This is a genomic window from Pseudomonas gregormendelii, from assembly GCF_017114825.1.
Classification (GTDB): Bacteria; Pseudomonadota; Gammaproteobacteria; order Pseudomonadales; family Pseudomonadaceae; genus Aquipseudomonas; species Aquipseudomonas gregormendelii.
In genome coordinates, this window is record NZ_JADEVO010000010.1 from 57,042 (window position 1) to 82,627 (window position 25,586).

Consider the following 25,586-nt stretch of genomic DNA (forward strand, 5'->3'; position numbering starts at 1 on the left):
ATCATCAGACAATACTTGGGAAATTTCCTACAAGGTTTGGGGCGTTTCCTAAATATGATCCGCTGGATAATCGTCTTCCCTTCCAAGACGAGTCGAGATGACATGACCTGCCCGGCACCGCGCGTTCTGATACTCGAAGACCACGCCTTTCAACGTTCAGTGGCCGTGAGCATGTTCCGGCAGGCAGGCTGTCGCGAGGTGTTCGAAGCTTGCGACGGAGCGCAGGCGCTGGCCATCCTGCAGGAGGTGGGGCCGGTCGACATCGCCCTGTGCGATTTGCAGATGGAAGGCATGGACGGCCTGGAGTTCTTTCGCCGCCTGGGTGCCAGCGGGCAGGTCAGGTCGATCATCATCAGCAGTTCGCTGTCGGCGGACCTGCGGCGGGCGGTGCACCAGATCGTCTCCCTGCTGGGGCTTGAGTTGCTGGGTGATGTCGGCAAACCACTGCACCCTCAGGCGCTGCGCGAGTTGCTCGACAAACACCTGAGCCGTCTGCCGGTGACATCCGCGCCGGCAACGCCGTTGTTGCTGGCCAGCGAGAAGGAGGTGGGCGCGGCGCTCGCTCAAGGACAGATCCAGTCCTGGTACCAGCCCAAATTCCATCTGCACACTGGCCAGGTCTGTGGCGTCGAGGTGCTCAGCCGCTGGTTGCACCCGCAAAGGGGCGTACTGTCGCCGGCGGTGTACCTGCCGATACTGGAGCGGAACGGGCAGATGGACCGGCTGCTGTTCGCCCAGCTGGAACAGGCGCTGATGCTGCAGCGGGCCGCAGCAAGCCGCGGTTTTACCCTGAACATGGCGTTCAACCTGCAAAGCACGCAACTGGCCGACAGCGAACTGACGGCCAGCATCCGGCGTCTCTTGCTCCGCCATGGCCTGCCGGGCTCCGGATTGACCTTCGAACTCACCGAAAGCGGTTTGCTGCAGGCCCCTGCCACCAGCCTGGAGAACCTGGTGCGCCTGCGAATGATGGGTTGCCGGCTGTCCATCGACGACTTCGGTGCCGGGTTCTCTTCATTGCAGCGCCTGTGCCAGATGCCTTTCAACGAGATCAAGCTCGACGCCGAATTCGTCCGCGGCCTGGCGCACGAGCCGCGCTGTCGGGCGGCCATCATCAGCACCCTGGCGCTGGGGGACAGTCTGGGCATGTCGGTGGTCATCGAAGGCATCGAGACCGATGCGCAGCGCCTGCACCTGATGTCGCTCGGCTGCGTTCAGGGGCAGGGCTACTGGTTTGCCCGTCCCATGAGTGGCGAGGATTTGCTGGCCTGGTTGCAGCTGCGCGGCCAACTCCCGGGCGGTCGCTGATGGCGATGCGCTGACAAATGGAGTGGGAGTTTCGGAAAAGTCCTACATAAAGCTCCGTCTCGCATGCGTAGCCTTGCGTCATCTCGAATTTGACACCCTGCTGGGGGCCTACTTTGTCGAACAAAGCCTTGCGTATCCTGATTGCCGACGAGCAGCATTTTCAGCGCATGAGAATCGAACGGCTGTTCAATCAGCTCAACTATTACCGGGTCGCACCGGTTCACAGCCTTGAGGAACTGCTGACGCTGGTCGAGTACGGTTGCGAGCCGTTCGACCTGGTGGTGATCAACGCTTCGATGGCAGGTGATGCCTTGGACCTGCTGGATTTCTTTCGTGACAATGCCCAGGTTCGCCACGCCTTCATCTATGAAGGCCAGCGTGCAGAGCTTCCGCCGACTTCCGACGGTGATCAGCAGAACATCCAGGTCAGCCACACATCCCTGCCGGATCTGGCTTCGATCAGCCGCCTGATGTCGCTGATCGATCGTCGCCTACCGTCCGTCGGGACAGGCATTTCTGTCAGGTAGTTTCAATCGTCGTGTTTTGTACATGGAGTTGTGATGAAGTCAGCACTGATTGTGGACGATCATCCGGTGGTTCGCGCCGCAGTCAAAATCGTGCTCCAACAGGAAGGTTTTCAGCGGATTTACGAGGCCAATTGCGGTAGCGAGGTCATGGCGATGGTCCGCGAGCACCAACCGGACGTGGTGGTGCTGGATATTTCCCTGCCCAAGCTCGACGGGCTGGAAGTACTGGCAAGGCTTCACGACAGTGGCGAGCGATGCCCGGTGGTGGTCTTTTCCGCCCACGAGGCGATGCTCTTCCAGGACCGATGCATTCGCGCCGGTGCTGCGGCCTACGTCGCCAAGTCGAATGACCTGCAGCATTTGCACAAGGCCATACACGCGGTTACGGTCGGCTACACCTATTTTGCCCAGCTCTCGACCTCGGTTTCGCTCAGTGCATCGCAATGCAGTGAAAAGCAGCGGATAGATGGCCTGTCCAGTCGTGAACTGACCATCTGTCGCTACCTGGCCATGGGCATATCAAACAAGCAGATCGCCGAAAACCTGCACCTGAGCCACAAGACCGTGAGCACCTACAAGACGCGGCTGATTAAAAAACTCGACGTCAAATCGGCGGTCCACCTGCGGGATTTCGCCTTGCGCAACCGCCTGATCTGAGTGAACGTCTTCCTGCATGGGCGTCGCCTGGCAACAGGCATACAGCGCCTGGACATCAGCCTCGCTCAGGTTTGAAGGCCTTTCCCCTAAGCAATATCCGCATGACTGAACTCCTCCCCAAGAAAATCAATCAACGCCCGCACCGACGGCAGCAAACCGCGACGTGACGGAAAAATCGCGTGGACGATTCCGCACTTCGGCGCCCATCCCGGCACCAGCTCCATCAGGTGCCCGGCAGCAATGTCGTCGCGCACCACCACGCTGGGCAAATGCGCCACGCCGACGCCTGCCAGCACCGCATGGCGCAAGGCCAACAAGTCGTCAGTGACCATGCGCGGCGCATGCCGGATCAACGCGCTGGCGCCCTCTGCGCCAAACAGCTCCCACTGGTAATCACGCTGCGCCGCGCCCCAGTGCACGCTCGGCAAGCCGCTGAGGTCCGCCGGGGTGGCAGGGGATGACAGGCGTTCGGCGAAGGCCGGGCTGCCCACCAGGCACTGAGTGCTGTTGCCCAGCACCTTCATCACCATGTCGGTGTTTTCCAGTGGCGGGAAGCGCACGCGCAGGGCGATGTCGAAGCCCTCGTGAATCAGGTCGACCCGGCGGTTGGTGCTCTCGATGAACAGCTCGACCAGCGGGTACTTGAGCATGTAGCGGGTCAGCATCGGCCCGACCCAGGAATTGAGCAGGGCGGTAGGGCAGCTGATGCGCACCAGGCCCTGGGGTTCGGAGCGGTTGCGCTCGATCAGTTCAGCAGCACTTTCCGCTTCCACCCGCATGGCCAGGCAACGCTGGTAATAGGCCTGGCCGATTTCGGTCAGCGAATAATGCCGGCTGGTGCGATGCAGCAGGCGCACACCCAGGCGCTCTTCAAGCTCGGCGATGCGCCGGCTGAGCTTGGACTTGGGCATGTCCAGCGCACGTCCGGCCGCAGCGAACCCACCATGCTCCACCACCTGGGTGAAGTAATAAAGGGTGTTGAGATCTTCCACCATCGTTCTCCAAATAGAACGCTATGACTGATTTTTGCAGTCTAGCGCACCAAAGGCTTCGGTTTTAAGCTTTATCCATCGCAGCAAACCACAGATTCGGAGGCCACATGAAAAACATCATCGGTATTTACACCAGCCCGCGCGGTCATTGGGTCGGTGACGGTTTTCCGGTCCGCACGCTGTTTTCTTACGACAACCTGGGTAAGCACATCAGCCCGTTTCTGCTGCTGGATCACGCCGGTCCTGCTGAATTCAGTCCGACCACGGCGCGCCGTGGCGTTGGTCAGCATCCGCACCGCGGCTTCGAGACCGTGACGATCGTCTACAAGGGCGAAGTGGAACACCGTGACTCCACGGGCAGTGGCGGCAAAATCGGCCCGGGTGACGTGCAATGGATGACTGCGGCTTCGGGGATTCTCCATGAAGAGTTTCACTCCCAAGCCTTTGCCAAAAGCGGCGGCACCCTGGAAATGGTGCAGCTGTGGGTCAACCTGCCGGCCAGGGACAAAATGGCCGACGCCGGTTATCAGACGATTCTTGACGGCGACATCCCGGCCATTGCGCTGAAGAACGATGCCGGCAGCCTGCGCCTGATCGCCGGGGAATTCGACGGCCACACCGGCCCGGCGCGCACCTTCACCCCGATCGACGTGTGGGACCTGCGCCTCAAGGCGAGCAAGCCGCTGACCCTGGACCTGCATGAAGGCCGCAATACGGCGCTGGTGGTGTTGCGCGGCACGGTTCAGGTCAACGGCCAGGAACGGGTCCGAGAAGGCCAGCTTGTTCTGTTTGGCCGTGATGGTCACCAGCTCAGCCTGGAAGCCAATAGCGACGCGGTGGTGTTGCTGCTCAGCGGCGAGCCCATCGACGAACCCGTCGTCGGCCATGGTCCGTTCGTGATGAACAGCGAGCAGGAAATCCACCAGGCCTTTGCCGATTTTCAATCGGGCCGCTTCGGCCGGATGAGCGGTTGAACTCAATGCTGCACCGCTGTGGCGCGGCCGGGTCGTGTGACTACGCTTGCCTGACCGCGATGTAAACAAAAAAACCGAAATCACTGCGCCGGCTTGATCGGCATCGATAAATAGCGAGGATTACCCCATGACTACTTCCTACAAACGTCTCGACAAGGATAACGCCGCGGTTCTGTTGGTCGACCATCAAGCAGGCTTGCTGTCGCTGGTGCGCGACATTGATCCGGATCGTTTCAAGAACAACGTGCTGGCCCTGGCCGACCTGGCCAAGTACTTCAAGCTGCCGACCATCCTGACCACCAGCTTTGAAACCGGCCCGAACGGCCCGCTGGTGCCAGAGCTCAAGGCACTGTTCCCCGACGCGCCCTACATCGCTCGTCCTGGCCAGATCAACGCTTGGGACAATGAAGATTTCGTCAAGGCGATCAAGGCGACCGGCAAGAAGCAGTTGATCATCGCCGGTGTGGTGACCGAAGTCTGCGTGGCGTTCCCGGCGCTGTCGGCCCTGGCTGAAGGCTTTGAAGTTTTCGTAGTGACCGACGCTTCCGGCACGTTCAACGAACTGACCCGGCAATCGGCCTGGGATCGCATGTCGTCCTCCGGGGCGCAGTTGATGACCTGGTTCGGCCTGGCCTGCGAGCTGCATCGCGACTGGCGCAACGACGTGGAAGGCCTTGCCACTCTGTTCTCCAACCACATCCCGGACTACCGCAACCTCATGACCAGCTACAACACACTGACCAACAGCAAGTAAGCGCGCCCATAGCCCCTTGCAGGAGCTGGCGAAGGCTGCGATCTTTTGATCTTTCGAGATCCCAAAGATCGCAAGCTTCGCCAGCTCCTGCAATGCGTGCGATGGTTGCGTAAATGAGTCCCTGCCGGAGCCGCTCGATGCTGTCATTGCTCACCGATCACCCGTTGTTCTGTGCGCTGGCCCTGATCCTCATCGATTTGGGGTTGTGGCGCCTGATCAGTGCCAATGGCAGCCAGTGGAAACTCGTGGCGCGGCTGGTGATCTTTTCGCTGTTCAGCGTCCTGCTGTTCAACGAAGGCTTGAACCCGCTGGAACCGGCGCCCTGGGCCGACAATGTGCCTTTGCACCTGGCCGCAACCGGCTTGCAAATCGGTTGGTGGCTGTTCGGCGCACGCACGCTCACGGTATTGATTGGCGCGGTGATGATGCAGCGGGTCGGGCACACCGGGCGCCTGCTTCAGGATCTGCTTGGGGCAGTGATTTTTCTCATCGCCATCATCGCCGCCCTGGCCTACGTGCTGGATTTGCCGGTCAAGGGTGTACTGGCCACCTCCGGCGCCCTGGCGATCATCGTCGGCCTGGCGCTGCAAAGCACCTTGAGCGACGTGTTCTCCGGGATCGTCCTCAACACCACCAAACCCTATCAACTCGATGACTGGATATCCATTGACGGCACCGAAGGCCGGGTGACCGACATCGACTGGCGCGCCACCCGCCTGCAGACCTCCCAGGGCAGCATGGCGGTGATTCCCAATTCGCTGGCGGCCAAGGCCAAGATCATCAATTTCAGCCGGCCCACTGACATGTTTGGCGTCTCCATCAGCCTGCAATTGAGCCCGCACGCGCGCCCGCAGAAAATCATCGATGCCCTGGAGCGAGCCATGCAGGGCTGCCGCTATTTGTTGGCCAAACCGGCACCGTGCGTCGCGCTCAAAGTTTCCAGTGCCGCCGGCGTGGAGTACGAGATCAGCGGCTTCGTGGCGTCGATGGAGCACAAGCGCATGGTGCGCAATCTGCTGTTCGACCTGGCGTTCCGCCATTTGCAGGCCTCGGGTGTAAGCCTGCTGTCGAGCGTCGAATCCAATGCGCCTGCCGGCCTGTCACGGCCACTGGCATTGCTGGACAGCTCGAGCATCTTCTCGACCCTGCGTCAGGACGAAAAGGAGACCTTCAGCCAGAACATGAAGCTGCAGAACTTCCGCGCCGGCGAACTGATCCTTCCGGCGGGTGAGGTCAGCGATCATCTGTTCATCATCGAATCCGGCGTGGTGTCGGTCGAGCTGAGCCGTGATGGCGTCAGGTTCGAGTCCGGGCGCATGGGGCCGGGTGAAGTAATCGGCGAAGGCGGGATACTCTCCGATACCGCGCTGCCGGCGGACTTCACCGCCAAGACCTTCTGCAGCCTGTACCGCATCGAAAAGGACTACCTGAAACCCTGCCTCGACGCGCGCCATGACATCAGCGAGGCCATGACGGCGCTGCTGGATTACCGCCTGAACAAAGCCCGAACCCTGACCATGGAAACGCCCAAGGCGGTGGAGAAAAAAGGGTTCCTGCAATGGCTGCGGCGCCGTAGCGAAAGCTAGCTGGCGCTCTCAGTGCCTGTACTGATGCTAACTCCCACAGTTGACCGCGTTTCTCCCGTCACCCCGTCCCTCCTGTGGGAGCGAGCCTGCTCGCGATGAGGCCATCACCGCCACGGCACACTCACCAATGGCCTACCCAACTTCTGAAATATTGGCTATTTGAGCAACCCACCGACGGGTTTAACGTAGCTCCACCTTCACTTGTTCCCGGAGCCCGTCATGAAACCTCGCATCGATTTCTACACCGCTTCCCCAGACGCACTCAAAGCCATGATCGCGCTGGAAACCGCCGTCTCGAAACTGCCGCTGGAAAAGACCCTGATCGAACTCGTCAAGCTACGTACCTCGCAAATCAACGGCTGCGCCTTCTGCCTGGACATGCACAGCGCCGATGCGCGCAAAGGCGGCGAAGCCGAGCGTCGCCTGTACACGCTGTCGGCCTGGCGTGAAACCCCGTTCTTCACCCCGCGCGAACGCGCCGCACTGGCCTGGACCGAGTCCCTGACCCTGCTCAGCCAGACCCATGCGCCGGATGAAGACTACGAACAACTGGCCGCCGAGTTCAGCGCCAAGGAAATGGTCGACCTGACTGTGGCGATTACCACAATCAACAGCTGGAACCGCCTGGCGGTAGGCTTTCGCAAGATGCCGCAGGACTGAGCAACGCCTTAAGCAGGCAGTCAGGACTTTTGTAGGAGCGAGCTTGCTCGCGAAAGACCGGAGGGCGCTGCGGGGTGTCAGGTGACCAGTGTCATCGTTAACGACCATCGCGAGCAAGCTCGCTCCTACAGGGGATTGGTGGTGGGCGCAGCATTTGTGTTCGGCGCAGATCACTGTGGGAGCCGGGCTTGCCCGCGATGGCGTCTGCGGATTCGACATTGATGTGGCAGGGAGATTGCCATCGCGAGCAGGCTCGCTCCCACAGGGTATTGGTGGTGGATGCAGCATTTGCGTACGGCGCGCGTCTCTGTGGGAGCCGGGCTTGCCCGCGATGGCGTCTGCACATTCAACATTGATGTGACTGGGGAAGAAAGTGGCTCCCACATTGGATATTCGCCCGGCTCGGGCGCAGTGTGGGAGCGGTGCAAGAGGTGCTTAGACCCGCTCAAATATCGCTGCAATGCCCTGGCCGCCGCCAATTCACATCGTCACCAGCGCATACCGGCCGTTGATGCGGTGCAGCTCATGAATGGCCTTGGTCGCAATAATTGCCCCCGTCGCGCCTACAGGGTGCCCCAGCGCAATGCCCGAGCCATTTGGATTGACCTTGGCCGGATCAAGGCCAAGCTCCTGACTGACTGCGCAAGCCTGGGCGGCGAAGGCGATGTTGGCCTCGACCACATCCATATCCTGCACTGAGAGCCCCGCACGCTTGAGCGCCAGGCGCGTTGCGGGGATGGGGCCCAGGCCCATGAGTTCGGGCTCGACACCCGCATGGGCATAGGTGACCAGGCGCGCCAGCGGGCGCAGGCTGTTGCGCTGCACCGCGTCCCCGGTGGCCATCACCAATGCCGCAGCGCCATCGTTCAACCCCGAAGCGTTGCCCGCCGTTACCGAACCGTCCTTCTTGAACGCCGGCTTCATCTGTGCCAGCTGTTCCAGGGTTGTCGCCCGAGGATGTTCGTCGACGTTGAACAGAACGGTTTCCTTGCGCCCGTGGATTTCTACTGTCGCGATCTGTTCGTTGAAATACCCGTTGGCAATGGCAAAGGCTGCGCGCTTTTGATCCTCCAGGGCGAGGGCGTCCTGCATTTCGCGGGTAATGCCGTTGCGCGCCGCGACGTTCTCGGCGGTGATGCCCATATGAATGCCGTGGAACGGGTCATGCAGGATACCCAGCATGTAGTCGACGGCCTGCACGTTGCCCATACGCGCACCCCAGCGCGCTGACGGCAGCAGGTATGGCCCGCGGCTCATGGACTCGGCACCGGCGCCGATGGCGATTTCGGCATCGCCGAGCAGCAGCGTCTGGGCCGCGCTGATGATGGCTTGCAAGCCAGAGCCGCACAGGCGATTGACGTTGTAGGCGGGCGTCTCCTTCGGGATGCCGGCGTTCATTGCCGCTACACGGGAAATGTAGGCGTCGCGGGTTTCGGTGGGGATCACGTTACCCATCACCAGATGGCCGACCTGCGCCGGATCGACGCCGGAGCGTTGCAGGGCGGCCTTGACCGCAGTGGTCGCCAGATCGGCCGGTGGCACGTCCTTGAGCGAACCGCCAAAAGTACCAATGGCGGTGCGGGCGGCGCTGACGACAAAAACTTCTGGAGTGTTCATGGGGGTGTTCCTTTCGACGGATTCTTTTCAGTGCTGCGATTGAGCAGGGCGCTCAGCGCTGTTTGCGCTTCCTGGGTGTTCAGGCGTTCGATAAACAGCAGGTTTTCCTGGCGGATCGTGGCTTGCAGTTCCGCCAGCGAGGCCTGCTTGAGCAATTGCCGGGACTGGCGCAATGCACCTTGCGGCAACGCAAGCAGAAGTCGGGCCAGTTGCCGCGCGGCGGTCAGGCATTGCGGGCCGTCCTCGCACAGTTCGTTGGCCAGGCCCCACTGCACGGCGTCGGCGCCGCCCAGGGTTTCTCCCAGCAGCAGCAAACGAGCAGCGCGGGCGTGGCCAAGCAACCGCGGCAACAGCAGGGTGGCGCCGAATTCCGGGCACAGGCCGATGTTCACGAACGGCATGCGCAACTTGGCATTACGGCTGACGACCACCTGATCGCAGTGCAGCAGCAAGGTCGTGCCAATGCCAATGGCCGCGCCACACACCGCCGCGATCAATGGCGTTTGCAACTGGGTCACCACCTTCATCAGGTGAAATGCCGGGCTGTCCAGGTGAGTGGGCGGGTACTGCAGGAAATCCACCAGGTCATTGCCGCTGGTGAAACAGTTGTCGCCACCGGTGATGATGACCACGCCGATGGCCGGGTCCTCGTCTACGGCCTGCAACAGGTCGGCGAGCTGCGTGTACATGGCGTTGTTCAGCGCGTTGAGCTTGTCGGGACGGTCAAACGTCAGCGTCAGTACGCCGGCGTCGCGGTCCTGTTTGATCAGATCGTTCATAAGCGACTCTGTTGTTCGATGCATCGGCCACTCTAAGCGCGGGACCTGCACCGGATCTATGACAAAACGGGTCAACGCACCTGCTTCTTTTTGCCATGTTGCAAGGCCGTGAGATTGGCGACACACCCATTCGGGGTATGGTGCCGCCGCCCTGATCGCTCAATAGTGGCTGCATCCGCTCATTTAGAACGCTTGAGAAGGTGAATTTGCCATGCGCAAGGCTTTCAAGTTGATGTTCAGTGTGATCCTGGTTCCTTTGTCACTCAATGTGCACGCCGCCGAAGTCGACGGTGCGAAAACGCTGCGGTTGTACAACTGGGCGGATTACATTGGCGAGAAAACCCTTTCCGACTTCGAAAAAGCCAGCGGCATCAAGGTCATCTACGACACCTTCGATGCCTACGAAACGGTCCAGGCAAAGCTGCTCACCGGGCACTCCGGCTATGACCTGGTGGTGCTCAACGCGTCCCTCGCGCCGCCCCTGATCCAGGCGAAAGTATTCCAGCCGCTGGACAAGAAATTATTGCCGGGCTGGAACAACCTTGACCCCAAGGTGCTGCAGGACCTGCAGGGATTCGACGCCGGCACGCAGTATTCCGCGCCCTACACCTGGGGCAGCAACGGCATCACCTACAACGTCGACAAGATCAGGGAGCGCATGCCGGATGCGCCGATCGGCTCGCTGGCAATGATCTTCGATCCCAAGATTGTCTCGCGCTTCGCCGACTGCGGCGTGACCCTGGTGGATGCCCCGACCGAAGTGATTCCCCTGGCCCTGAAGTACCTCGGCCGCGACCCGCGCAGTGCCGCGCCGGCGGACCTGAAGGCCGCGCAGGAACTGCTGTTGTCGGTGCGCCCCTTCATTCGCAAGTTCGACTCGGTCAACTACCTGACCAGCCTGCCCAATGGCGATGTGTGCATGGCCATGACCTGGTCCGGCGACTATGCCACGGCCATGGCGCGCGCCGAGGAGGCCAAGCTGAAGATCAACCTGGCGTACTTCATCCCCAGGGAAGGTTCGCTGATATGGTTCGACAACCTGTACATCCCGGCCGATGCGCCGCATGTCGCCAATGCGCACAAGTTCCTCGACTACCTGATGCAGCCTCAGGTGATGGCCGATGTCACCGATTACATCCACTACGCCAACAGCAACGCGGCTGCCACGCCCCTGGTGAACGCCGAAGTGCGCAACAACCTGGCGATTTATCCCGATGACGAGACCCGCGCGCGGCTGTTTCCACAGAAGACCCAGGACGCCAAGGACATGCGCGCGATGACGCGAGTCTGGAGCACGGTGAAAAGCGGGATTTGAGCGTTCAACTATTCGGTTCGAGGTTTTTCCTATGGCTACCCCAACTCAACACATTTTTTCCGCTGCTGAAGAGTCCCGGCTGGTCAAGGCCGACAAAGCCCACTACATGCACGGTTATCACATGTTCGACGAACACGCCGAGCAGGGCTCGCTGAACATCGTCGCCGGTGATGGTGCTTATATCTACGACACCCAGGGCAACCGTTTTCTCGATGCCGTGGGCGGCATGTGGTGCACCAACATTGGCCTGGGACGCGAAGAAATGGCCCTGGCAATAGCCGACCAGGTGCGCCAGCTGGCCTATTCAAACCCGTTCTGCGACATGTCCAACAACGTGGCAATCCAGCTCTGCGAGAAACTCGCCAGCCTGGCCCCGGGCGATCTCGACCACGTGTTCCTGACCACGGGCGGCTCCACCGCCGTGGACACCGCCTACCGGCTGATCCAGTACTACCAGAACTGCCGTGGCAAGCCGGAAAAAAAGCACATCATTGCTCGCTACAACGCTTATCACGGCTCGACCACCCTGACCATGTCGATCGGTAACAAGGCCGCCGACCGCGTCCCGGAATTCGACTACGCCCACGAGCGTATTCACCACGTGTCCAACCCCAATCCGTACCGCGCACCTGACGGCATGGACGAGGCACAGTTCCTCGAGTTCCTGGTCAAGGAGTTCGAAGACAAGATCCTCGCCATCGGCGCCGACCAGGTGGCGGGGTTTTTCGCCGAGCCCATCATGGGCTCGGGCGGGGTGATCATTCCGCCCAAGGGCTACCTCAAGCGTATGTGGGAAGTCTGCCAACGCTACGACATCCTGTTCGTCGCCGACGAAGTGGTGACCTCGTTCGGACGGCTGGGCAAGTTTTTCGCCTCGTGGGATCTGTTCGACGTGCAACCAGACATCATCACCACCGCCAAGGGCCTGACGTCGGCTTACCTGCCGCTGGGCGCCTGCATTTTTTCCGAGCGCATCTGGAAGGTGATCGCCGAACCGGGCAAGGGCCGTTGCTTCAGTCACGGTTTTACTTACAGCGGGCATCCGGTGTGCTGTACGGCAGCGCTGAAGAACATCGAAATCATCGAGCGCGAACAGCTGCTGGAGCACGTCGATGCAGTCGGCGCGTATCTGGAAGAACGCCTGGCGACCCTCGGCGACCTGCCGCTGGTTGGGGATGTGCGCTGCCAGAAGTTCATGGCCTGCGTCGAGTTCGTGGCTGACAAACGCAGCAAGGCGTTGTTTGCCGACGAGATCAACATTGGCGAGAGGATTCATTCCCGGGCGCAGTCGAAGGGCTTGCTGGTACGCCCGATCATGCACCTCAATGTCATGTCGCCGCCGTTGATCCTGACCTGCGCCCAGGTCGATGAAATCGTCGAGACCCTGCGCGAGTGTATTCTTGAGGTGGCGGCCGAGCTCCAGGCGAGCGGGCAGTACCAGGGCCAATGATTGCGTCGAACAGGCTGTTACCAGGAACCCGCTCACCCGCTAGACTGCGGGGCATGAGCAAACCAGACGACGATACGCTGATCGCACTGCCCTTCGGGGCCCTGCACAAATGGCACGGGCAAATGCGCGAGGCGTTTGCCCATGTGGACGCACCTGATGCACTGGCTGACCTGGCGTCTGCCCTGGAGCATCTGGTGGGTATCGAGTCGGTGATGATCAGCCTGGAGCACCGCGATCGGCCACCGCAGCTGTTGTATCAGCGCGGCATCGCCCAGCAGTACCAGGTGTCGATTCTCGATCGCTATTTCTCCGGCGGTTATTTGCTTGATCCTTTCTGCCTGGCAGTGGAGCAAGGCCTGGCGCAGGGCTTTTACCACTTGGAGGAAATCGCACCGGATGACTTTTTCGACAGTGAGTATTACCGCACCTATTACCTGAAGGCGGGGTGCTCGGAAGACAGTTATTACATTGTCGATACCGGCAATGACACGAAGATTTCTGTGAGCCTGTTCCAGGGGTTCGGTGGCGAATGCCTGCGGGGCGAACAGTTGAATTTGCTGCGCGCGGTCGAGCCGCTGGTGTGTGAGTTCATCAGTGAGTTCAGCCAGCGTGGCATGCAGCGGATTATGGCCGTCCAGAGGCCGCAGGATGCTGCAGCAGGAGACAATCTCAAGCAACGCGTGCAGTGGGCCTTCGAGCATTTCGGCGGCAACGTGCTGACCGAACGCGAGCGCGAAGTGGCGCACATGGTGCTCAGGGGGCACTCGGTGAAGTCCACGGCGAGCGAACTTGGCATATCGCCGGAGACAGTGCGCATGCATCGCAAGAATTTGTATCTGAAGCTGGAGGTCGGTTCGCAGTCAGAGCTGTTTGCGTTGTTTATCGAGTGGTTGCGCCAGCATTGAAAGTCAAAAGATCGCAGCCGCCAACATGATCGGCTAACCCTGCACGATCGCCCCATTTCACCGTCGCGCCAAACGCCTCACGGCCCGCCTGCAACGGCACCATTTCGCCATGCCCGCCGTGGGCAATGGTCGGGAATCCATTGCTTAGGTTTAATAGGAAGCATTACTATTCACGCCCCGTCTCCACAGCACGCCGCAATGACCCCCAAGCTGCCCCGCAGGCCCGGCTTTTTCGAGCATTACGAAGAGTTGGTTGGCACCTGGACCCGTCGCCTGAGAAATCGTCAGCAGGCCGAGGATCTGGCCCACGATACCTTCGTGCGGGTGCTTGAGTCGGATTCGGCGGCGGTGGAGCAGCCTCGTGCATATCTGCATCAGACAGCGCGCAATATTGCAGTGGACGGCTATCGTCGCGAGGATCGACGAGGCGCCATGGAGTCGGGGGCGATCGATCACAGTGTGTCCTCGTGCGGCGACCCGGAGCATTTCGTGCAGGCGATCCAGTTGGCCGATTCCATCGAACTCGCGCTGGCCGAGTTGCCGGTCAATTGCCGCAAGGTGTTCGTGTGGCAGAAGATCGAAGGTCTGACCCAGGCCGAGATCGCCGAACGCCTGGGACTGTCCAAGAACATGGTGGAAAAGTATATGATCCGCACGCTGCGGCATCTGCGCGATCGCCTGGATGGGTTGCAATCATGATCGGTCGCGTCTTTCCATTCTCCGCCAAACAGGAACTTCCATGATGGATACTCGTGATTGCGCGTGTGGACCCACGGCGGTTCGCGATGAGGCGGCGCGCTGGTTCGTGGTTTTGCAGGAGCCGGTGGTGGATGTCCTGGAGCGTCAGCAGTTTGCAGCCTGGTTGGCCGAGCACCCGCAGCACCATTATGAATTCCAGGTACTTGAAGGCATGTGGTCGGCGGCTGACCTGCTGCCGGCGGCGCGTCTGCAGGCCTTGTGTGACGTGCCGCCAGCGCGCAGCACACGTCGGCCAATCTTGCGTTATGCCGTGGCCGCCAGCGTGCTGGCCGTGGCTCTGGGGCTGGGCTGGTTCACCACGATGGATCAGCCGGCTACATACACTGGCGAGTTCTCCACGGCGCTGGGCGAGCGTCAGCAAGTGGCGTTGCCGGACGGTTCGACGATCGACCTCAACAGTCGCAGCCGTATTCAAGTGCATTTTGCGCAGCACCGTCGCGCCGTCGAGCTGACCGAAGGCGAGGCGATGTTCAGCGTCGAGCACGACGCCGATCGTCCGTTCGTGGTGGAGTCGGGCAGTGGCAGAGTCACGGTGACAGGCACCCGTTTTGATGTGCGCCGCGACGCCGGCGAAACCCGCGTGGTGGTCGAGCAGGGCACCGTCAAGGTCCAGGGACGGGACGTTGCCGATAGCCCCTCCATCGACCTCGTCGCCGGCATGGGCACCCGTGTCGATCTCCAGGGCAAGGTCGCCACGGCGTATGCGGTGGATGCAGCGCAGCTGACCGCCTGGCGCAGCGGCAAGCTGGTGTTCAATAACGCGAGCCTGAGCGAAGTGGCCGCCGAAGCCTCCCGTTATCGTGACAAGCCGATCACGGTCGCCAACGACAAAGTGGCCAATCTACGCCTGACCAGCGTGTTCAAATCTGACAACACCGATGCCCTGTTGAAGGCCTTGCCAAGCATTCTCCCGGTAGCCGTGCGCACCCTCGATGACGGCAGTCAGGAAATAATTTCAAAATAGATTCAGGTTTTTTTCGAGTTCTTCGTCTTCTTGTCCAACTGCAACTGGTTTGCATTAACAAACGCATGCTCTTGCGATTCACAGGACAAGTTTCGACGTGAAAAAAACCATCGCCCATAACAAAAAATCACCCTGGTTGCCGCTGGCCCTGGCCTTGGCCGTCAACTGCGCGCTGCCCCAGGCATTTGCTGCGGACGCCATCCACATCGAGGCGCAGCCGTTGGGGCAGGCCTTGAGTCAGCTGGGCCAGCAGACTTCGCTGCAGGTTTTTTTCAGCCCGGAGCTGGTCGCCGGCAAACGGGCACCGGCCGTAGACGGTAACCTTTCCCCCGAGCAGGCCTTGCGCCAGCTGCTGCAGGGCAGCGGCCTGGATTATCAGATCGATGCAGGCTCGGTGACCCTGACCCCCACACCGACTTCCGCCCAGGAAGGGCCGCTGGAGCTCGGCGTGACGGATATCAAGGTGGTCGGCAATTGGCTCGGCGATGCCGATGCAGCCGTGGTGCAGAACCACGCCGGCGCACGCACGGTGATCCGTCGCGAGGCCATGGTCGAGCAAGGCGCAATGACGGTCGGCGACGTGTTGAAGCGGGTACCGGGCGTGCAGGTACAGGATGCCAACGGCACCGGTGGCAGCGATATTTCCCTGAACGTCGGCGTGCGCGGCCTGACGTCGCGCCTGTCGCCACGCTCCACCGTGTTGATTGACGGCGTACCGGCGGCCTTCGCGCCCTATGGCCAGCCGCAACTGTCGATGGCGCCGATCTCCTCCGGCAACCTCGACAGCATCGACGTGGTGCGTGGCGCCGGCTCGGTGCGTTATGGACCGCAGAACGTGGGCGGGGTGATCAACTTCGTCACCCGGGCGATCCCTGAACAAGCGTCCGCCGAGATAGGCACCACCCTGGAAACCTCCCGGCACGGTGGCTGGAAGCACATCGATACGGCGTTCGTCGGCGGTACGGCGGACAACGGCATGGGCGTGGCGCTGTTGTATTCGGGCGTCAACGGCAACGGTTACCGTGAGCGCAACAATGGCAACGACATCGATGACGTGATGCTCAAGACCCACTGGGCGCCCACCGATGTGGATGATTTCAGCCTCAATCTGCATTACTACGACGCCAGTGCCGATATGCCCGGCGGTCTGACCCAGGCGCAGTACGACGCCAATCCTTTCCAGTCCGACCGCAACAACGACAGCTTCACTGGACGTCGCAAGGAGGTGTCGTTCAAGTGGGCGCGGCAGATCGATGACCGCACCCAGGCTGAAATGCTGACTTACTATTACGACAGCTTTCGTGGCAGCAAAATCGCCGCGCGCGATCAGAAAACCCTCGGTTCCTTCCCGCGCACCTACTACACCTTCGGCATCGAGCCGCGGGTGTCTCATGTGTTCGACCTCGGCCAGACCACCCAGGAAGTCAGTGTCGGTTATCGCTACCTCAAGGAGGGCATGCACGAATCGGCCAGCCGGTTGGGGCTGAACGACAGCAACGAGCCGGTGGTGAGTCCGGGCGCCGACGGGCATGTGTACCAGGACCGCACGGGTGGCACCGAGGCCAACTCGGTCTACGTGGACAACAAGATCGACGTCGGCAAGTGGACCGTAACGCCGGGCATCCGCTTCGAACACATCAGCACCGACTGGCACGATCGCCCGGTACTGGACACGGCGGGCAGGCCGGTAGCGGAAAAAAACCGCAGCATCGAAAGCAACGAACCGCTGCCGGCGCTGAGTGTGATGTACCACCTTTCCGACGCCTGGAAGCTGTTCGCCAACTACGAAACGTCCTTTGGCAGCCTGCAATATTTCCAGCTCGGCCAGGGCGGCACCGGTGACGAGACGGCCAACGGCCTGAACCCGGAAAAGGCCAAGACCTATGAGATCGGCACTCGCTACAACGATGACGTGTGGGGCGGGGAGGTGACGCTGTTCTACATCGACTTCGATAAAGAACTGCAGTACATCAGCAATGACGCGGGCTGGACCAACCTCGGTGCGACCACTCACCAGGGCCTCGAAGCCTCGGTGCATTACGACCTTGCCGCGCTGGACCCACGACTCGATGGCCTGACGGCCAACGCCGGCTTCACCTACACCCGGGCGGTGTATGAAGGAGAAATTCCAGGCTTCAAGGGGCGCGACTTGCCGTTCTATTCGCGTCAGGTAGCCACCGCCGGGCTGCGCTACGACGTCGATCGCTGGACCTGGAACGTGGACGCGTTCGCCCAGTCAAAACAGCGCTCACCGGGTACGGCAGTGAACGCCGATGGCAGTTTCAGCGGCAATTACATCACCGAAGGCACCGCGGATGGTCAGTACGGCGACATTCCGGGGTACGTCACCTGGAACGTGCGTGGCGGCTATGACTTTGGCGCGACGCTGTCTAACCTGAAGCTGGGGGCGGGGGTGAAGAACGTCTTCGACAAGCAGTACTTCACCCGTTCCAGCGACAATAATGCGGGCATGTATGTGGGGGCACCGCGGACGTTTTTTGTGCAGGGTAGTGTTGGGTTTTGAGATCAAATTAATGTGTTGGGTTTAGCCAAGAATTGGGCGTTATCGTTGACCTGCATCGTCGGAACGCCGTCCGGATCAAGCTTTGCTCCCAATGTTATCACCGCCCATAGGTGTTCATTTCAATTCGGGATGTGCGCACAAACGCGCGCAGCGCGCCGGCTTGATGCCTTGGTCGGCCCGAAGGCCGCCACGGCGAAGTTCTTGATCGCAGGCGCCCCGTTAACCACGCTGGCCGAACGCAGGCATTGCGTAGCGGGGAAACCGGCAAGGATGCCGGTTTAGCCGCGCTGGGCCAGGGATGGCCCATCGCGGCGACCCGCGGAGCAATGCCGGAGTGAGGGCACACCGAGCCTAGGCGAGGTGCCGAGTGGTGGGGCAGAAAGCGCTTGGTTACTTGGCGCTTTTCCAAGTAACCCGCTGTAAGAGCGGAACCGATAGAAGCCCTGACCGCAGTCATGGATATGTACACAAAAGCAAGATCAAAGGATCGCAGCCTCGTTTCCCTCGACAGCTCCTACGACAGCTCCTACAGGAAACATCAGATGCCGTAGGCGCGGAGCCATGAACGCCGATACCGCAGAAACGGATATGGGCCCAACCTGAAAACAGCAGTCAAACCTTCAACACCTTCCCGCCAATAGCCACCGCCACCAGCAACATCGCCATCAACCCAAACGCAAAGCTCAAACTGCTGCCATGGGCGATAAACCCGATCACCGCCGGCCCCGCAAGGATCCCTGCGTAACCCAGGGTAGTGATAGCCGGCACCGCGACGCTCTCGGGCATCACTGTCTGCTTACCGACCGCGGTGTAAAGCACCGGCACAATGTTCGAACAACCCGCGCCCAGCAGCGCATACCCCACCAGGGCAAACTCCCAGTTGGGTGCAAAGGTCGCCAGGAACAACCCCGCTGCCGCCGTCAGCCCGCCAAACACAATCACCCGGGTGGCGCCCAGATGCCGGACAATTCGGTCACCGGTCAAGCGGCCCACGGTCATGGTCAAGGCAAACGCCGCGTAACCCAACCCGGCATAGGCCGTGTCGATGCCGCGCTCCTGCGCCAGGAACACCGCGCTCCAGTCCAGCGCCGCGCCCTCGGCGAGGAACACGATGAAGCACATCCCGCCAATGAACAGCACGATGCCATGAGGAATGGCGAACGCCGGACCGGAGCTTTCGCTGCCGTAAGGCAGCATGTGAGGGGCAGCCTTGCACAGCGCGACCAGCAGCATCACCACCACCACCAGCATCGCCGTCAGCGGCGTAAGGCCAAAGCCGAGCAGGGCACTGACCCCTGCTGCGCCGACGATCCCGCCCAGACTGAACAACCCATGGAACCCCGACATCATGGTCTTGCCGCTGGCGCGTTCGACGATCACCGCTTGCAAGTTGACCGTCGAATCCACCGTGCCCAGGCCTGCGCCAAACATGAACAGGGCGGCGATCAGCGCCGGTATCGACGTCACCGTTGCCAGCAATGGCAGCGCCGCACAAATCAGCAGCGTGCCGCCGACCGCCACTCGCCGACAGCCGAAGCGCGTGGCCAGGATCCCGGCCATTGGCATCGCCAGGATCGAGCCCACCCCCAGGCACAACAGCAGCAGCCCCAGCGTGCCCTCATCCAGCCCGGCCCTGGCCTTGGCATAGGGCACCAGGGGCGCCCAGGCGGCGATGCCAAAACCGGCGATGAAAAAAGCGACCCGCGTGGACATCTGCTCCAGGCGTCCGGGGATGAAGGTGGTGGGGGTGTTGAGGTTACTCATTGCAATCCTTGGTTAAAACGTCGCGTCCCCAAGGGACAGCGACTGTCCTGTGAGGTTCGGTCAGGCAGGGGCACATCGTGGCGCAGGCGTTGCAGTCAACCCATCACTCAACGCGGACCAAACAACTCAACCTGCGGCATCGTCCGCTTCATCAGCACCTTGCCATTGCGCACCGAATACAAAGGCAAACCCTGGCTGCGAATCACCTCGTAGTCGCTGTCTGACGACAGGATCAGCAGGTTCGCCGGCCTCCCGCGTTCCAGGCCGTAGCGGTCACCCAGGGCCATCGCTTTAGCACTGTTGTCGGTCACCAGGTCCAGGGCGCTTTGCAGGTTGCGGTAGCCGAGCATGTGACAGATGTGCAGCCCGGCCTCCAGTACCCGCAGGATGTTGCCATTACCCAGCGGATACCAGGGGTCGACGATCGAGTCCTGGCCGAAGCACACGTTCATGCCCGCTTCGAGCAGTTCGTTGACCCGTGTCACCCCGCGACGTTTCGGGAAGTTGTCGTAGCGGCCTTGCAGGTGAATGCTTTCGGTCGGGCAGGAAACAAAACTGATCCCCGAATGGCCCAGCAGGCGGAACAGCTTGGCGCAGTAGGCATTGTCGTAGGAGCCCATGGCCGTGGTGTGACTGGCCGTGACGCGCGACCCCATGTCGCGGCTACGGGCCTCTTCGGCCAGCACTTCAAGGAAGCGCGAATGCGGGTCGTCGGTTTCGTCGCAGTGCACATCCACCAGGCAGCCGGTGCGCTCGGCCAGGTCCATCAGGTACTTCACCGAGCTTACACCCTGGTCCCGGGTGTACTCGAAATGCGGAATGCCGCCCACCACGTCGGCGCCCATGCGAATGGCTTCTTCCATCAACTCGCGACCGTTGCGATAGGACTCGATGCCTTCCTGGGGGAACGCGACGATTTGCATGTCCACCAGGTGCCGGCTTTCCTCGCGCACTTCGAGCATCGCCTTCAGCGCAGTGAGCTGCGGATCGGTGACATCGACGTGGGTGCGCACATGCTGCATGCCATGGGCTGCGAGGGCCTGCAGGGTTTTGCGGGTGCGGGTCTTGGTATCTTCTTCGGTAATGGTGACCTTGCGCTCGCTCCAGCACTCGATGCCTTCGAACAGCGTGCCACTCATGTTCCAGCGCGGTTCGCCGGCGGTGAGGGTGGCGTCGAGGTGAATGTGCGGTTCGACAAAGGGCGGGATCACCAGGTTGCCGCCAGCGTCCAGGTCTTCGGGGCCCAGGGTCGGGGCTTCGGTCTGCCGGGCGATATTGCTGATCAGGCCGTTTTCCAGGTGCAGCTCATGCAGGCCTTCTTGGTTGCGCAGGCGGGCATTGATGATATGCATCAGGCGAATCCTTCTAGAGATCTTGTAGTGGTGCGTTGGCGACTCGGGCGCCAAGTACACTGGTCATTAGCACATACGTTAGCGCGGCAGCGGCAATCCCTACCAGAGGCGCGACCCACGGCGAACTGAAAGCAGCCACGGTGCCGACCGCATAAGCGCCCAGCCCGGGCCAGTTGAACGCCGGCAGGCGCGCTTCAGCCAGTCGTGGATATTGACCGCGATAGCGGAAGAAGAAGTCCGCCATGATCACCCCGCCTATCGGCGGAATCACCGTGCCGAGCAGGATGAGGTAGGGCACCAGCATGTCGTACATGCCCAGCAGGGCCAGCGCCGTACCGATCACTGCGCCGGCCAGGGTCACGCTCTTGCGTCGACCGGTGCGCAGCAGGTTGCAGCCGGCAACCGCGAAGTTGTAGATGGTGTTGTCCTGGGTGCTCCAGATGTTGAGCAGCAGCATCGCCATTGCGGCCATGGCAAAACCTTGCAGCAACAGCACTTCGACCACGTCCGGTTGCTGGTAGACGATGGCCCCGTAGGCGCCGATCAACACCATTAGACCATTGCCGATGAAAAAACCGATCAGGCTCGCCAGCACCGCCACTCGCGCCGAGCGCGAGAAGCGTGTCCAGTTGGTCGCCTGGGTAGCGCCGCTGACGAAGGTGCCGAACACCAGCGTGATGGCGGTCGACCAATCCAGCGTGCCCGTGGGCACGACGGCCAGCAGGCCGTCGATGCCGCCAACTTCCACCGTGGCCACCCACATCGACAGCATCAGAAGCAGCATCATGGCGGGCACGGCGATGTAGGAAAGAATTTCCAGGCCGCGATAACCCACATACGCGGTGGCGCAAAAGGCCAGGCCGAACAGCACCATCAAGCCCAGCACGGGGCCGTCGCCCAGACCGAAGTATTTGCCCAGCACCACGGCGGCGGTCGCGGTGCCCCAGGCGTACCAGCCGATCTGGGTAAATCCCAGGATCAGGTCGCTGAGCTTGCTGCCCACTTCGCCAAAACAGAAACGCCCCATCAGCACCGAATTGAGACCGCTCTTGAAGGCGATGTATCCCAGGGCTGCGGCGTATAGCCCCAACAGCAGGTTACCGACAAGAATCACCGCCATCATCTCGCCGAAACTGAACGCCACGCCAAGCTTGCCGCCGGCGAACATGGTAGCGGTGAAAAAGGTGAAGCCCAGTAACACCATGGCGGTGGAGGCCAGGCCTTTGCGCGCGTGCAGGGGGACTTCGCTGAGGGGATAGTCGTTGCCGGGGGCGTTTTGCGTCATGAGGCGTTCCTTTGCTGGAGGGAGGACGCGAGGAGGGTTGCAGTGGTCGTGCCAATGTCGCGGGTCTGGGCTCAGGGGAGTAATGGCAGGAAACGTAATAGCGCCGCGACGATGGCCTCCGGGGCATCTTCCTGCATTAGGTGCCCGGCATCGGCGATCGGATGAAACTGCGACCCTGGAATCATCTGGTGCAGCGCACGCCCGCGGTCGATGGGGATCCACTGATCGTCCTCGCCCCACAGGATCTGCACGGGACACCGAACGTTCGGGTACTGGTTTTCGACTTCTTGGGTATAACGCTCGTCCATCTGCGCTATTTGTCGATAGAACGCTGCCTGCCCCGGATCGCCCAGCCACGGCTTTACATAGGGCGCGAGTTCCTCATCGGGGATATCACGCTTGATCGCTCCACGGATATAAGCCGGCACGATGGCGCGCTGGATGTAATCGGGCAAGCCACTGAACGCTGCTTCATGCTGGCGCACGTGCTGCACGAAAGGTGAGCCCCAGGGCGTGAGCGCCACCGGGTCGATCAGCGTCAAGCTGCGGTAATCCTTGCCGTTGAGCAAGTGCGCGCGCAACGCGGTGGCGCCGCCGAAGTCATGGGCAACCACATCCGGGCGGTCCAGCCCCCAATGTTCCAGCAGTCGCGCCAGCAGCTCGTTCTGAATGCCCAGTGACACATCGCCGTCGATCTTCTCCGACTGCCCGTAGCCCATAAGGTCGAAGTAGTGCACACGGTGGGAGGCAATGAAATGCGGCGCGATGCGGTGCCAGACATGGGACGAGAAGGGCGTGCCATGCACGAACACCAGCGGCGGGCCGTCGCCGCGTACGGCGAAGCGGATGGCGTGTCCGTTGAAGCGATAGGTTTGGGGCAGCGGCCAGTCAGTCATGCCCATGTCCTCTTGGTGGGAAAGAGGCCAAAAGCATAGGCATAAAAAAACAGCCCAGGGGGCTGTTCGGGTGTTTCACTGACGAAACGCATGTCGTCAATCTGTAGGAGCGAGCTTGCTCGCGATGGTCTTCAACGATAACGCTGGAAGCCTGGCATCCAGCGGCGCTCTCAGGTTTTTCGCGAGCAAGCTCGCTCCTACAGTAGGGGATGTGTTTGTCTGGGTTATTCGCCGCGATAGATGCAGCCACTGGTACAGGTTTCATGGATGCGGATCGCGCTGAGTTCCGGCAGCAATGGCTTCAACTCACCCCAGATCCACTTGGCCAGCACTTCACTGGTCGGATTCTCCAGGCCAGGAATGTCATTGAGGTAGTTGTGATCCAGTCGCTCATACAGCGGCTTGAAGATCGCCTTGATCTCGGAGAAATCGCGAATCCAGCCGGTATGCGGATCAAGGTCGCCACTGAGGTGAATCGCCACCTTGAACGAGTGACCGTGCAGGCGGCCGCATTTGTGGCCGTCCGGGACATGGGGCAGGCGGTGGGCGGATTCGAACGTAAACTCTTTGAAGATTTCCACAGTGTCTTGAGCTCTGTCAGGTGGCGATCGCCGCAGCGATAGGGGCAGGCGGCGAGTTTAACAGCTTGTCCTGACTAAAGGGTCAGCAAGCGTTCGCCGAGGCGACCGTTGGCGGCCAGTTCGAGGAACTCGTCGCCCAGGCGACGGCTTTCGTCCATCGACGCGCGCCAGTACTTCTGCCGGCTTGGCGCATCGCCCATGAAGCGCTTGAAGTCATTGCGGTCGGGCAGCTTGCCGAAGGGCAGGCGCGCCAGATATTGCCTTGACGGTGCCAGCAACAGCACGTCCTGCAGCCGCGTCGAACAGGCGCGGCGCCAGGGCAGGGTCTTGTCGAACCAGCCGGGAATGATCCGGTCGGTGAAGTGCGGGTACAGCACGATGTCATTGCCGCTGTAGGGCAGGTCGAGGTGGTAGTCGAGCAGGCCGCCGTCGCGAAAGGTTCCGGCGCCAGCGCCCGGCAGGTCCCGAACACCTTCCATGACCATGGGGATCGAGCCGGATGCGAGCAGTGCCTGGCGCAGGTTGGCGGCGTTCAATGCGACGAAGCGCGAGGGGAAATCGGTCAGTGGGTGCACCGGCGGGGCGAGACGTGGATCGTGGATGATCAGCCGTTCGAAATGCCGCGACAGGCGCGAGCGGTTGCGCAGGTTGTCGGCGATCACCGTCGACAACCCCAGGCCCAGGTGACCACGATGGTCTTGCGCAAGCCGGCCGTGGCTTTTGACCACCATGATGTTCAGCCGATAATGCGCATTATCGAGAATCGCCGAGTCGCGGCCGTCGAGCAGCTCCTCGAGCATGCGCCGCGAGCTCTGGCTGATCTGTGCCATGGTCACGCCCTTGTTGAAATCCTGCTCGGTGTACAGCCGGCCGAGACGCCGGATGCCCTCGGCGGCGTCCGGCAGGCAGGCGCTGGCGAAACGCCAGGAGCCCACCGAGGCGCCGATCAGCGAGCGCTCCCGCGGGGCGGCCGGTAGCCACTCACCGAACAACGCCAGGTCCAGTCCCTGAATCCCCAGGGCTTTGGGGCCACCGGCGGCGCCGGGCAGCGTGCCGACATCGGCGGCGCTCAGCCCTTGTTCACGGATGCGCGCAAAGGCGCGGGGGCCGGCTTTGAGGGTCAGGGCGGGGAACTTGATGTGGATGGCGGTCATACCGGATCTCGATTCTGGCAAGCGGGAGCGATTATAAGAGATTTCAAAGGCAAACCCTTGCGCAATGCATGATGGCCATTCAGTTTCAGTTAAGTTCGAATCGTTAAGGTAGCTCCCGTAAAGCAACACCCAAAAAATTCGGAGACACCGATGAAAACCCTGACTGCCCTGTTCACTGCTTCCCTCGTCGCCATGACCGCCAGCCTAGCCCATGCCCGGGACCTGGGCCCTGATGAAGCCCTGCGGCTGCGCGACGCTGGTACCATTGTGTCTTTCGAGAAGCTCAATGCTACAGCTCTGTCCAAACACCCGGGCTCCACCATCACCGAGACCGAGCTGGAAGAAGAGTACGGCAAGTTCGTCTACCAGGTGGAGATGCGTGACCCACAGGGTCTCGATTGGGACATGGAATTGGACGCTGTCAGCGGGCAGGTTCTCAAGGATCAACAGGATACGTAATGAAGGTGCATTTTTTGTCCGGCACGCGCGCCAGCCTCCGAGTGGGGCTGGCGCTGCTGGTCTTCTGCTCTGTGGTGATGGCCCGCGACCTGGATCAGGACGAAGCCCTGCGCCTGCGCCAGCAAGGGGTGATCATGCCCCTGGAGCAGCTGCTGCAGCAGGCCCTGGATCGCTATCCAGGGGCCAAATTGCTGGAAGCCGAGCTTGAAGAAAAACACGACGTCTACATTTATGAAGTCGAACTGTTGACCGCCGAAGGCGTAGTCCGCGAGCTGGACCTCGACGCCACCACTGGCCAGTTACTGAAAGACAAGGAAGATTGAC

At 61.3% G+C, this 25,586-nt stretch carries 24 protein-coding genes and 1 pseudogene; 16 read left to right on the forward strand and 9 right to left on the reverse strand.

The features are described from left to right. The first annotated feature begins 102 nt into the window (after nt 1-102). From IMW75_RS09430 to IMW75_RS09440, 3 genes are all read left to right on the forward strand, one after another. Nucleotides 103-1,308: an EAL domain-containing response regulator gene (locus IMW75_RS09430; protein WP_045062615.1), complete on the forward strand. Its 1,206-nt coding sequence runs from the start codon at nt 103-105 to the stop codon at nt 1,306-1,308. A gap of 113 nt (nt 1,309-1,421) precedes the next feature. After that, nucleotides 1,422-1,835 (forward strand): PleD family two-component system response regulator, encoded by a 414-nt coding sequence (locus IMW75_RS09435; protein ID WP_045062618.1) that lies wholly within the window; start codon nt 1,422-1,424, stop codon nt 1,833-1,835. Nucleotides 1,836-1,868: 33 nt separating this feature from the next. Further along, nucleotides 1,869-2,492, forward strand: coding sequence for a response regulator transcription factor (locus tag IMW75_RS09440; protein ID WP_205892455.1), 624 nt, complete (start codon nt 1,869-1,871; stop codon nt 2,490-2,492). A gap of 86 nt (nt 2,493-2,578) precedes the next feature. Here the strand turns inward: IMW75_RS09440 and IMW75_RS09445 are convergent, their stop codons facing one another. Further along, on the reverse strand, nt 2,579-3,487 hold the full coding sequence (locus IMW75_RS09445) for a LysR family transcriptional regulator (protein ID WP_205892456.1): 909 nt from the start codon (nt 3,485-3,487) through the stop codon (nt 2,579-2,581). A 104-nt stretch (nt 3,488-3,591) separates the two neighbouring features. Here IMW75_RS09445 and IMW75_RS09450 point away from each other — a divergent pair, with 104 nt between their 5' ends. From IMW75_RS09450 to IMW75_RS09465, 4 genes are all read left to right on the forward strand, one after another. Further along, complete coding sequence (locus tag IMW75_RS09450) at nt 3,592-4,458, forward strand: pirin family protein (RefSeq protein ID WP_122838691.1); 867 nt, start codon at nt 3,592-3,594, stop codon at nt 4,456-4,458. A 127-nt stretch (nt 4,459-4,585) separates the two neighbouring features. Further along, on the forward strand, nt 4,586-5,212 hold the full coding sequence (ycaC, locus tag IMW75_RS09455) for an isochorismate family cysteine hydrolase YcaC (protein ID WP_008011497.1): 627 nt from the start codon (nt 4,586-4,588) through the stop codon (nt 5,210-5,212). A 137-nt stretch (nt 5,213-5,349) separates the two neighbouring features. Further along, nucleotides 5,350-6,798: a mechanosensitive ion channel domain-containing protein gene (locus IMW75_RS09460; RefSeq protein WP_045062629.1), complete on the forward strand. Its 1,449-nt coding sequence runs from the start codon at nt 5,350-5,352 to the stop codon at nt 6,796-6,798. Between the two features lie 219 nt (nt 6,799-7,017). Further along, nucleotides 7,018-7,458, forward strand: coding sequence for a carboxymuconolactone decarboxylase family protein (locus IMW75_RS09465; RefSeq protein ID WP_122838694.1), 441 nt, complete (start codon nt 7,018-7,020; stop codon nt 7,456-7,458). Nucleotides 7,459-7,938: 480 nt separating this feature from the next. On the opposite strand, the gene IMW75_RS09470 is transcribed toward IMW75_RS09465, so the two are convergent. Both IMW75_RS09470 and IMW75_RS09475 read right to left on the reverse strand, forming a co-directional pair. Beyond that, nucleotides 7,939-9,075, reverse strand: a complete 1,137-nt coding sequence (locus tag IMW75_RS09470; protein ID WP_205892457.1) for an acetyl-CoA C-acyltransferase family protein — start codon at nt 9,073-9,075, stop codon at nt 7,939-7,941. Next, nucleotides 9,072-9,854, reverse strand: coding sequence for an enoyl-CoA hydratase-related protein (locus IMW75_RS09475; RefSeq protein WP_205892458.1), 783 nt, complete (start codon nt 9,852-9,854; stop codon nt 9,072-9,074). The genes IMW75_RS09470 and IMW75_RS09475 overlap by 4 nt, the downstream gene beginning before the upstream one ends. A gap of 211 nt (nt 9,855-10,065) precedes the next feature. Here IMW75_RS09475 and IMW75_RS09480 point away from each other — a divergent pair, with 211 nt between their 5' ends. The 6 genes from IMW75_RS09480 (at nt 10,066) to IMW75_RS09505 (ending at nt 17,771) form a co-directional block, all read left to right on the forward strand. Then, the gene (locus tag IMW75_RS09480) at nt 10,066-11,169 is read left to right on the forward strand and encodes a polyamine ABC transporter substrate-binding protein (RefSeq protein WP_045062637.1); all 1,104 of its coding nucleotides are present in this window, start codon (nt 10,066-10,068) and stop codon (nt 11,167-11,169) included. 31 nt (nt 11,170-11,200) lie between these two features. Further along, nucleotides 11,201-12,619, forward strand: a complete 1,419-nt coding sequence (locus IMW75_RS09485) for an aminotransferase (RefSeq protein ID WP_205892459.1) — start codon at nt 11,201-11,203, stop codon at nt 12,617-12,619. After that, nucleotides 12,616-13,524 (forward strand): helix-turn-helix domain-containing protein, encoded by a 909-nt coding sequence (locus IMW75_RS09490; RefSeq protein ID WP_205892460.1) that lies wholly within the window; start codon nt 12,616-12,618, stop codon nt 13,522-13,524. Before IMW75_RS09485 ends, IMW75_RS09490 begins: the two co-directional genes overlap by 4 nt. Nucleotides 13,525-13,722: 198 nt before the next feature. Next, on the forward strand, nt 13,723-14,223 hold the full coding sequence (locus tag IMW75_RS09495; RefSeq protein ID WP_205892461.1) for a sigma-70 family RNA polymerase sigma factor: 501 nt from the start codon (nt 13,723-13,725) through the stop codon (nt 14,221-14,223). Nucleotides 14,224-14,263: 40 nt separating this feature from the next. Further along, a complete protein-coding gene (locus tag IMW75_RS09500; RefSeq protein ID WP_205892462.1) occupies nt 14,264-15,247 on the forward strand; it encodes a FecR family protein in 984 nt (327 codons plus the stop codon). 97 nt (nt 15,248-15,344) lie between these two features. After that, on the forward strand, nt 15,345-17,771 hold the full coding sequence (locus IMW75_RS09505) for a TonB-dependent siderophore receptor (protein WP_205892463.1): 2,427 nt from the start codon (nt 15,345-15,347) through the stop codon (nt 17,769-17,771). 612 nt (nt 17,772-18,383) lie between these two features. Here IMW75_RS09505 and IMW75_RS09510 read toward each other — a convergent pair. From IMW75_RS09510 to IMW75_RS09525, 4 genes are all read right to left on the reverse strand, one after another. Then, nucleotides 18,384-19,535 (reverse strand): MFS transporter, encoded by a 1,152-nt coding sequence (locus IMW75_RS09510; protein WP_205892464.1) that lies wholly within the window; start codon nt 19,533-19,535, stop codon nt 18,384-18,386. A 107-nt stretch (nt 19,536-19,642) separates the two neighbouring features. Then, complete coding sequence (gene codA / locus IMW75_RS09515) at nt 19,643-20,887, reverse strand: cytosine deaminase (protein WP_205892465.1); 1,245 nt, start codon at nt 20,885-20,887, stop codon at nt 19,643-19,645. A gap of 13 nt (nt 20,888-20,900) precedes the next feature. Further along, nucleotides 20,901-22,172 (reverse strand): cytosine permease, encoded by a 1,272-nt coding sequence (codB, locus tag IMW75_RS09520; protein WP_045060874.1) that lies wholly within the window; start codon nt 22,170-22,172, stop codon nt 20,901-20,903. Between the two features lie 71 nt (nt 22,173-22,243). Then, on the reverse strand, nt 22,244-23,068 hold the full coding sequence (locus IMW75_RS09525) for an alpha/beta fold hydrolase (protein ID WP_045060875.1): 825 nt from the start codon (nt 23,066-23,068) through the stop codon (nt 22,244-22,246). A 124-nt stretch (nt 23,069-23,192) separates the two neighbouring features. Here IMW75_RS09525 and IMW75_RS26900 point away from each other — a divergent pair. Next, nucleotides 23,193-23,273, forward strand: a pseudogene (locus IMW75_RS26900) (outer membrane lipoprotein carrier protein LolA); the annotation flags it as partial. 19 nt (nt 23,274-23,292) lie between these two features. Here the strand turns inward: IMW75_RS26900 and queD are convergent. Beyond that, entirely contained in the window at nt 23,293-23,649 is a 357-nt protein-coding gene (queD, locus tag IMW75_RS09530; protein WP_028621713.1) for a 6-carboxytetrahydropterin synthase QueD, read from the reverse strand. A gap of 74 nt (nt 23,650-23,723) precedes the next feature. Beyond that, entirely contained in the window at nt 23,724-24,803 is a 1,080-nt protein-coding gene (locus tag IMW75_RS09535) for a patatin-like phospholipase family protein (protein ID WP_205892466.1), read from the reverse strand. 150 nt (nt 24,804-24,953) lie between these two features. On the opposite strand from IMW75_RS09535, the gene IMW75_RS09540 reads away from it, so the two are divergent. Beyond that, entirely contained in the window at nt 24,954-25,262 is a 309-nt protein-coding gene (locus tag IMW75_RS09540; RefSeq protein ID WP_045060933.1) for a PepSY domain-containing protein, read from the forward strand. Then, the gene (locus IMW75_RS09545) at nt 25,262-25,585 is read left to right on the forward strand and encodes a PepSY domain-containing protein (RefSeq protein WP_045060934.1); all 324 of its coding nucleotides are present in this window, start codon (nt 25,262-25,264) and stop codon (nt 25,583-25,585) included. The genes IMW75_RS09540 and IMW75_RS09545 overlap by 1 nt, the downstream gene beginning before the upstream one ends. Nucleotide 25,586: the final 1 nt, after the last annotated feature.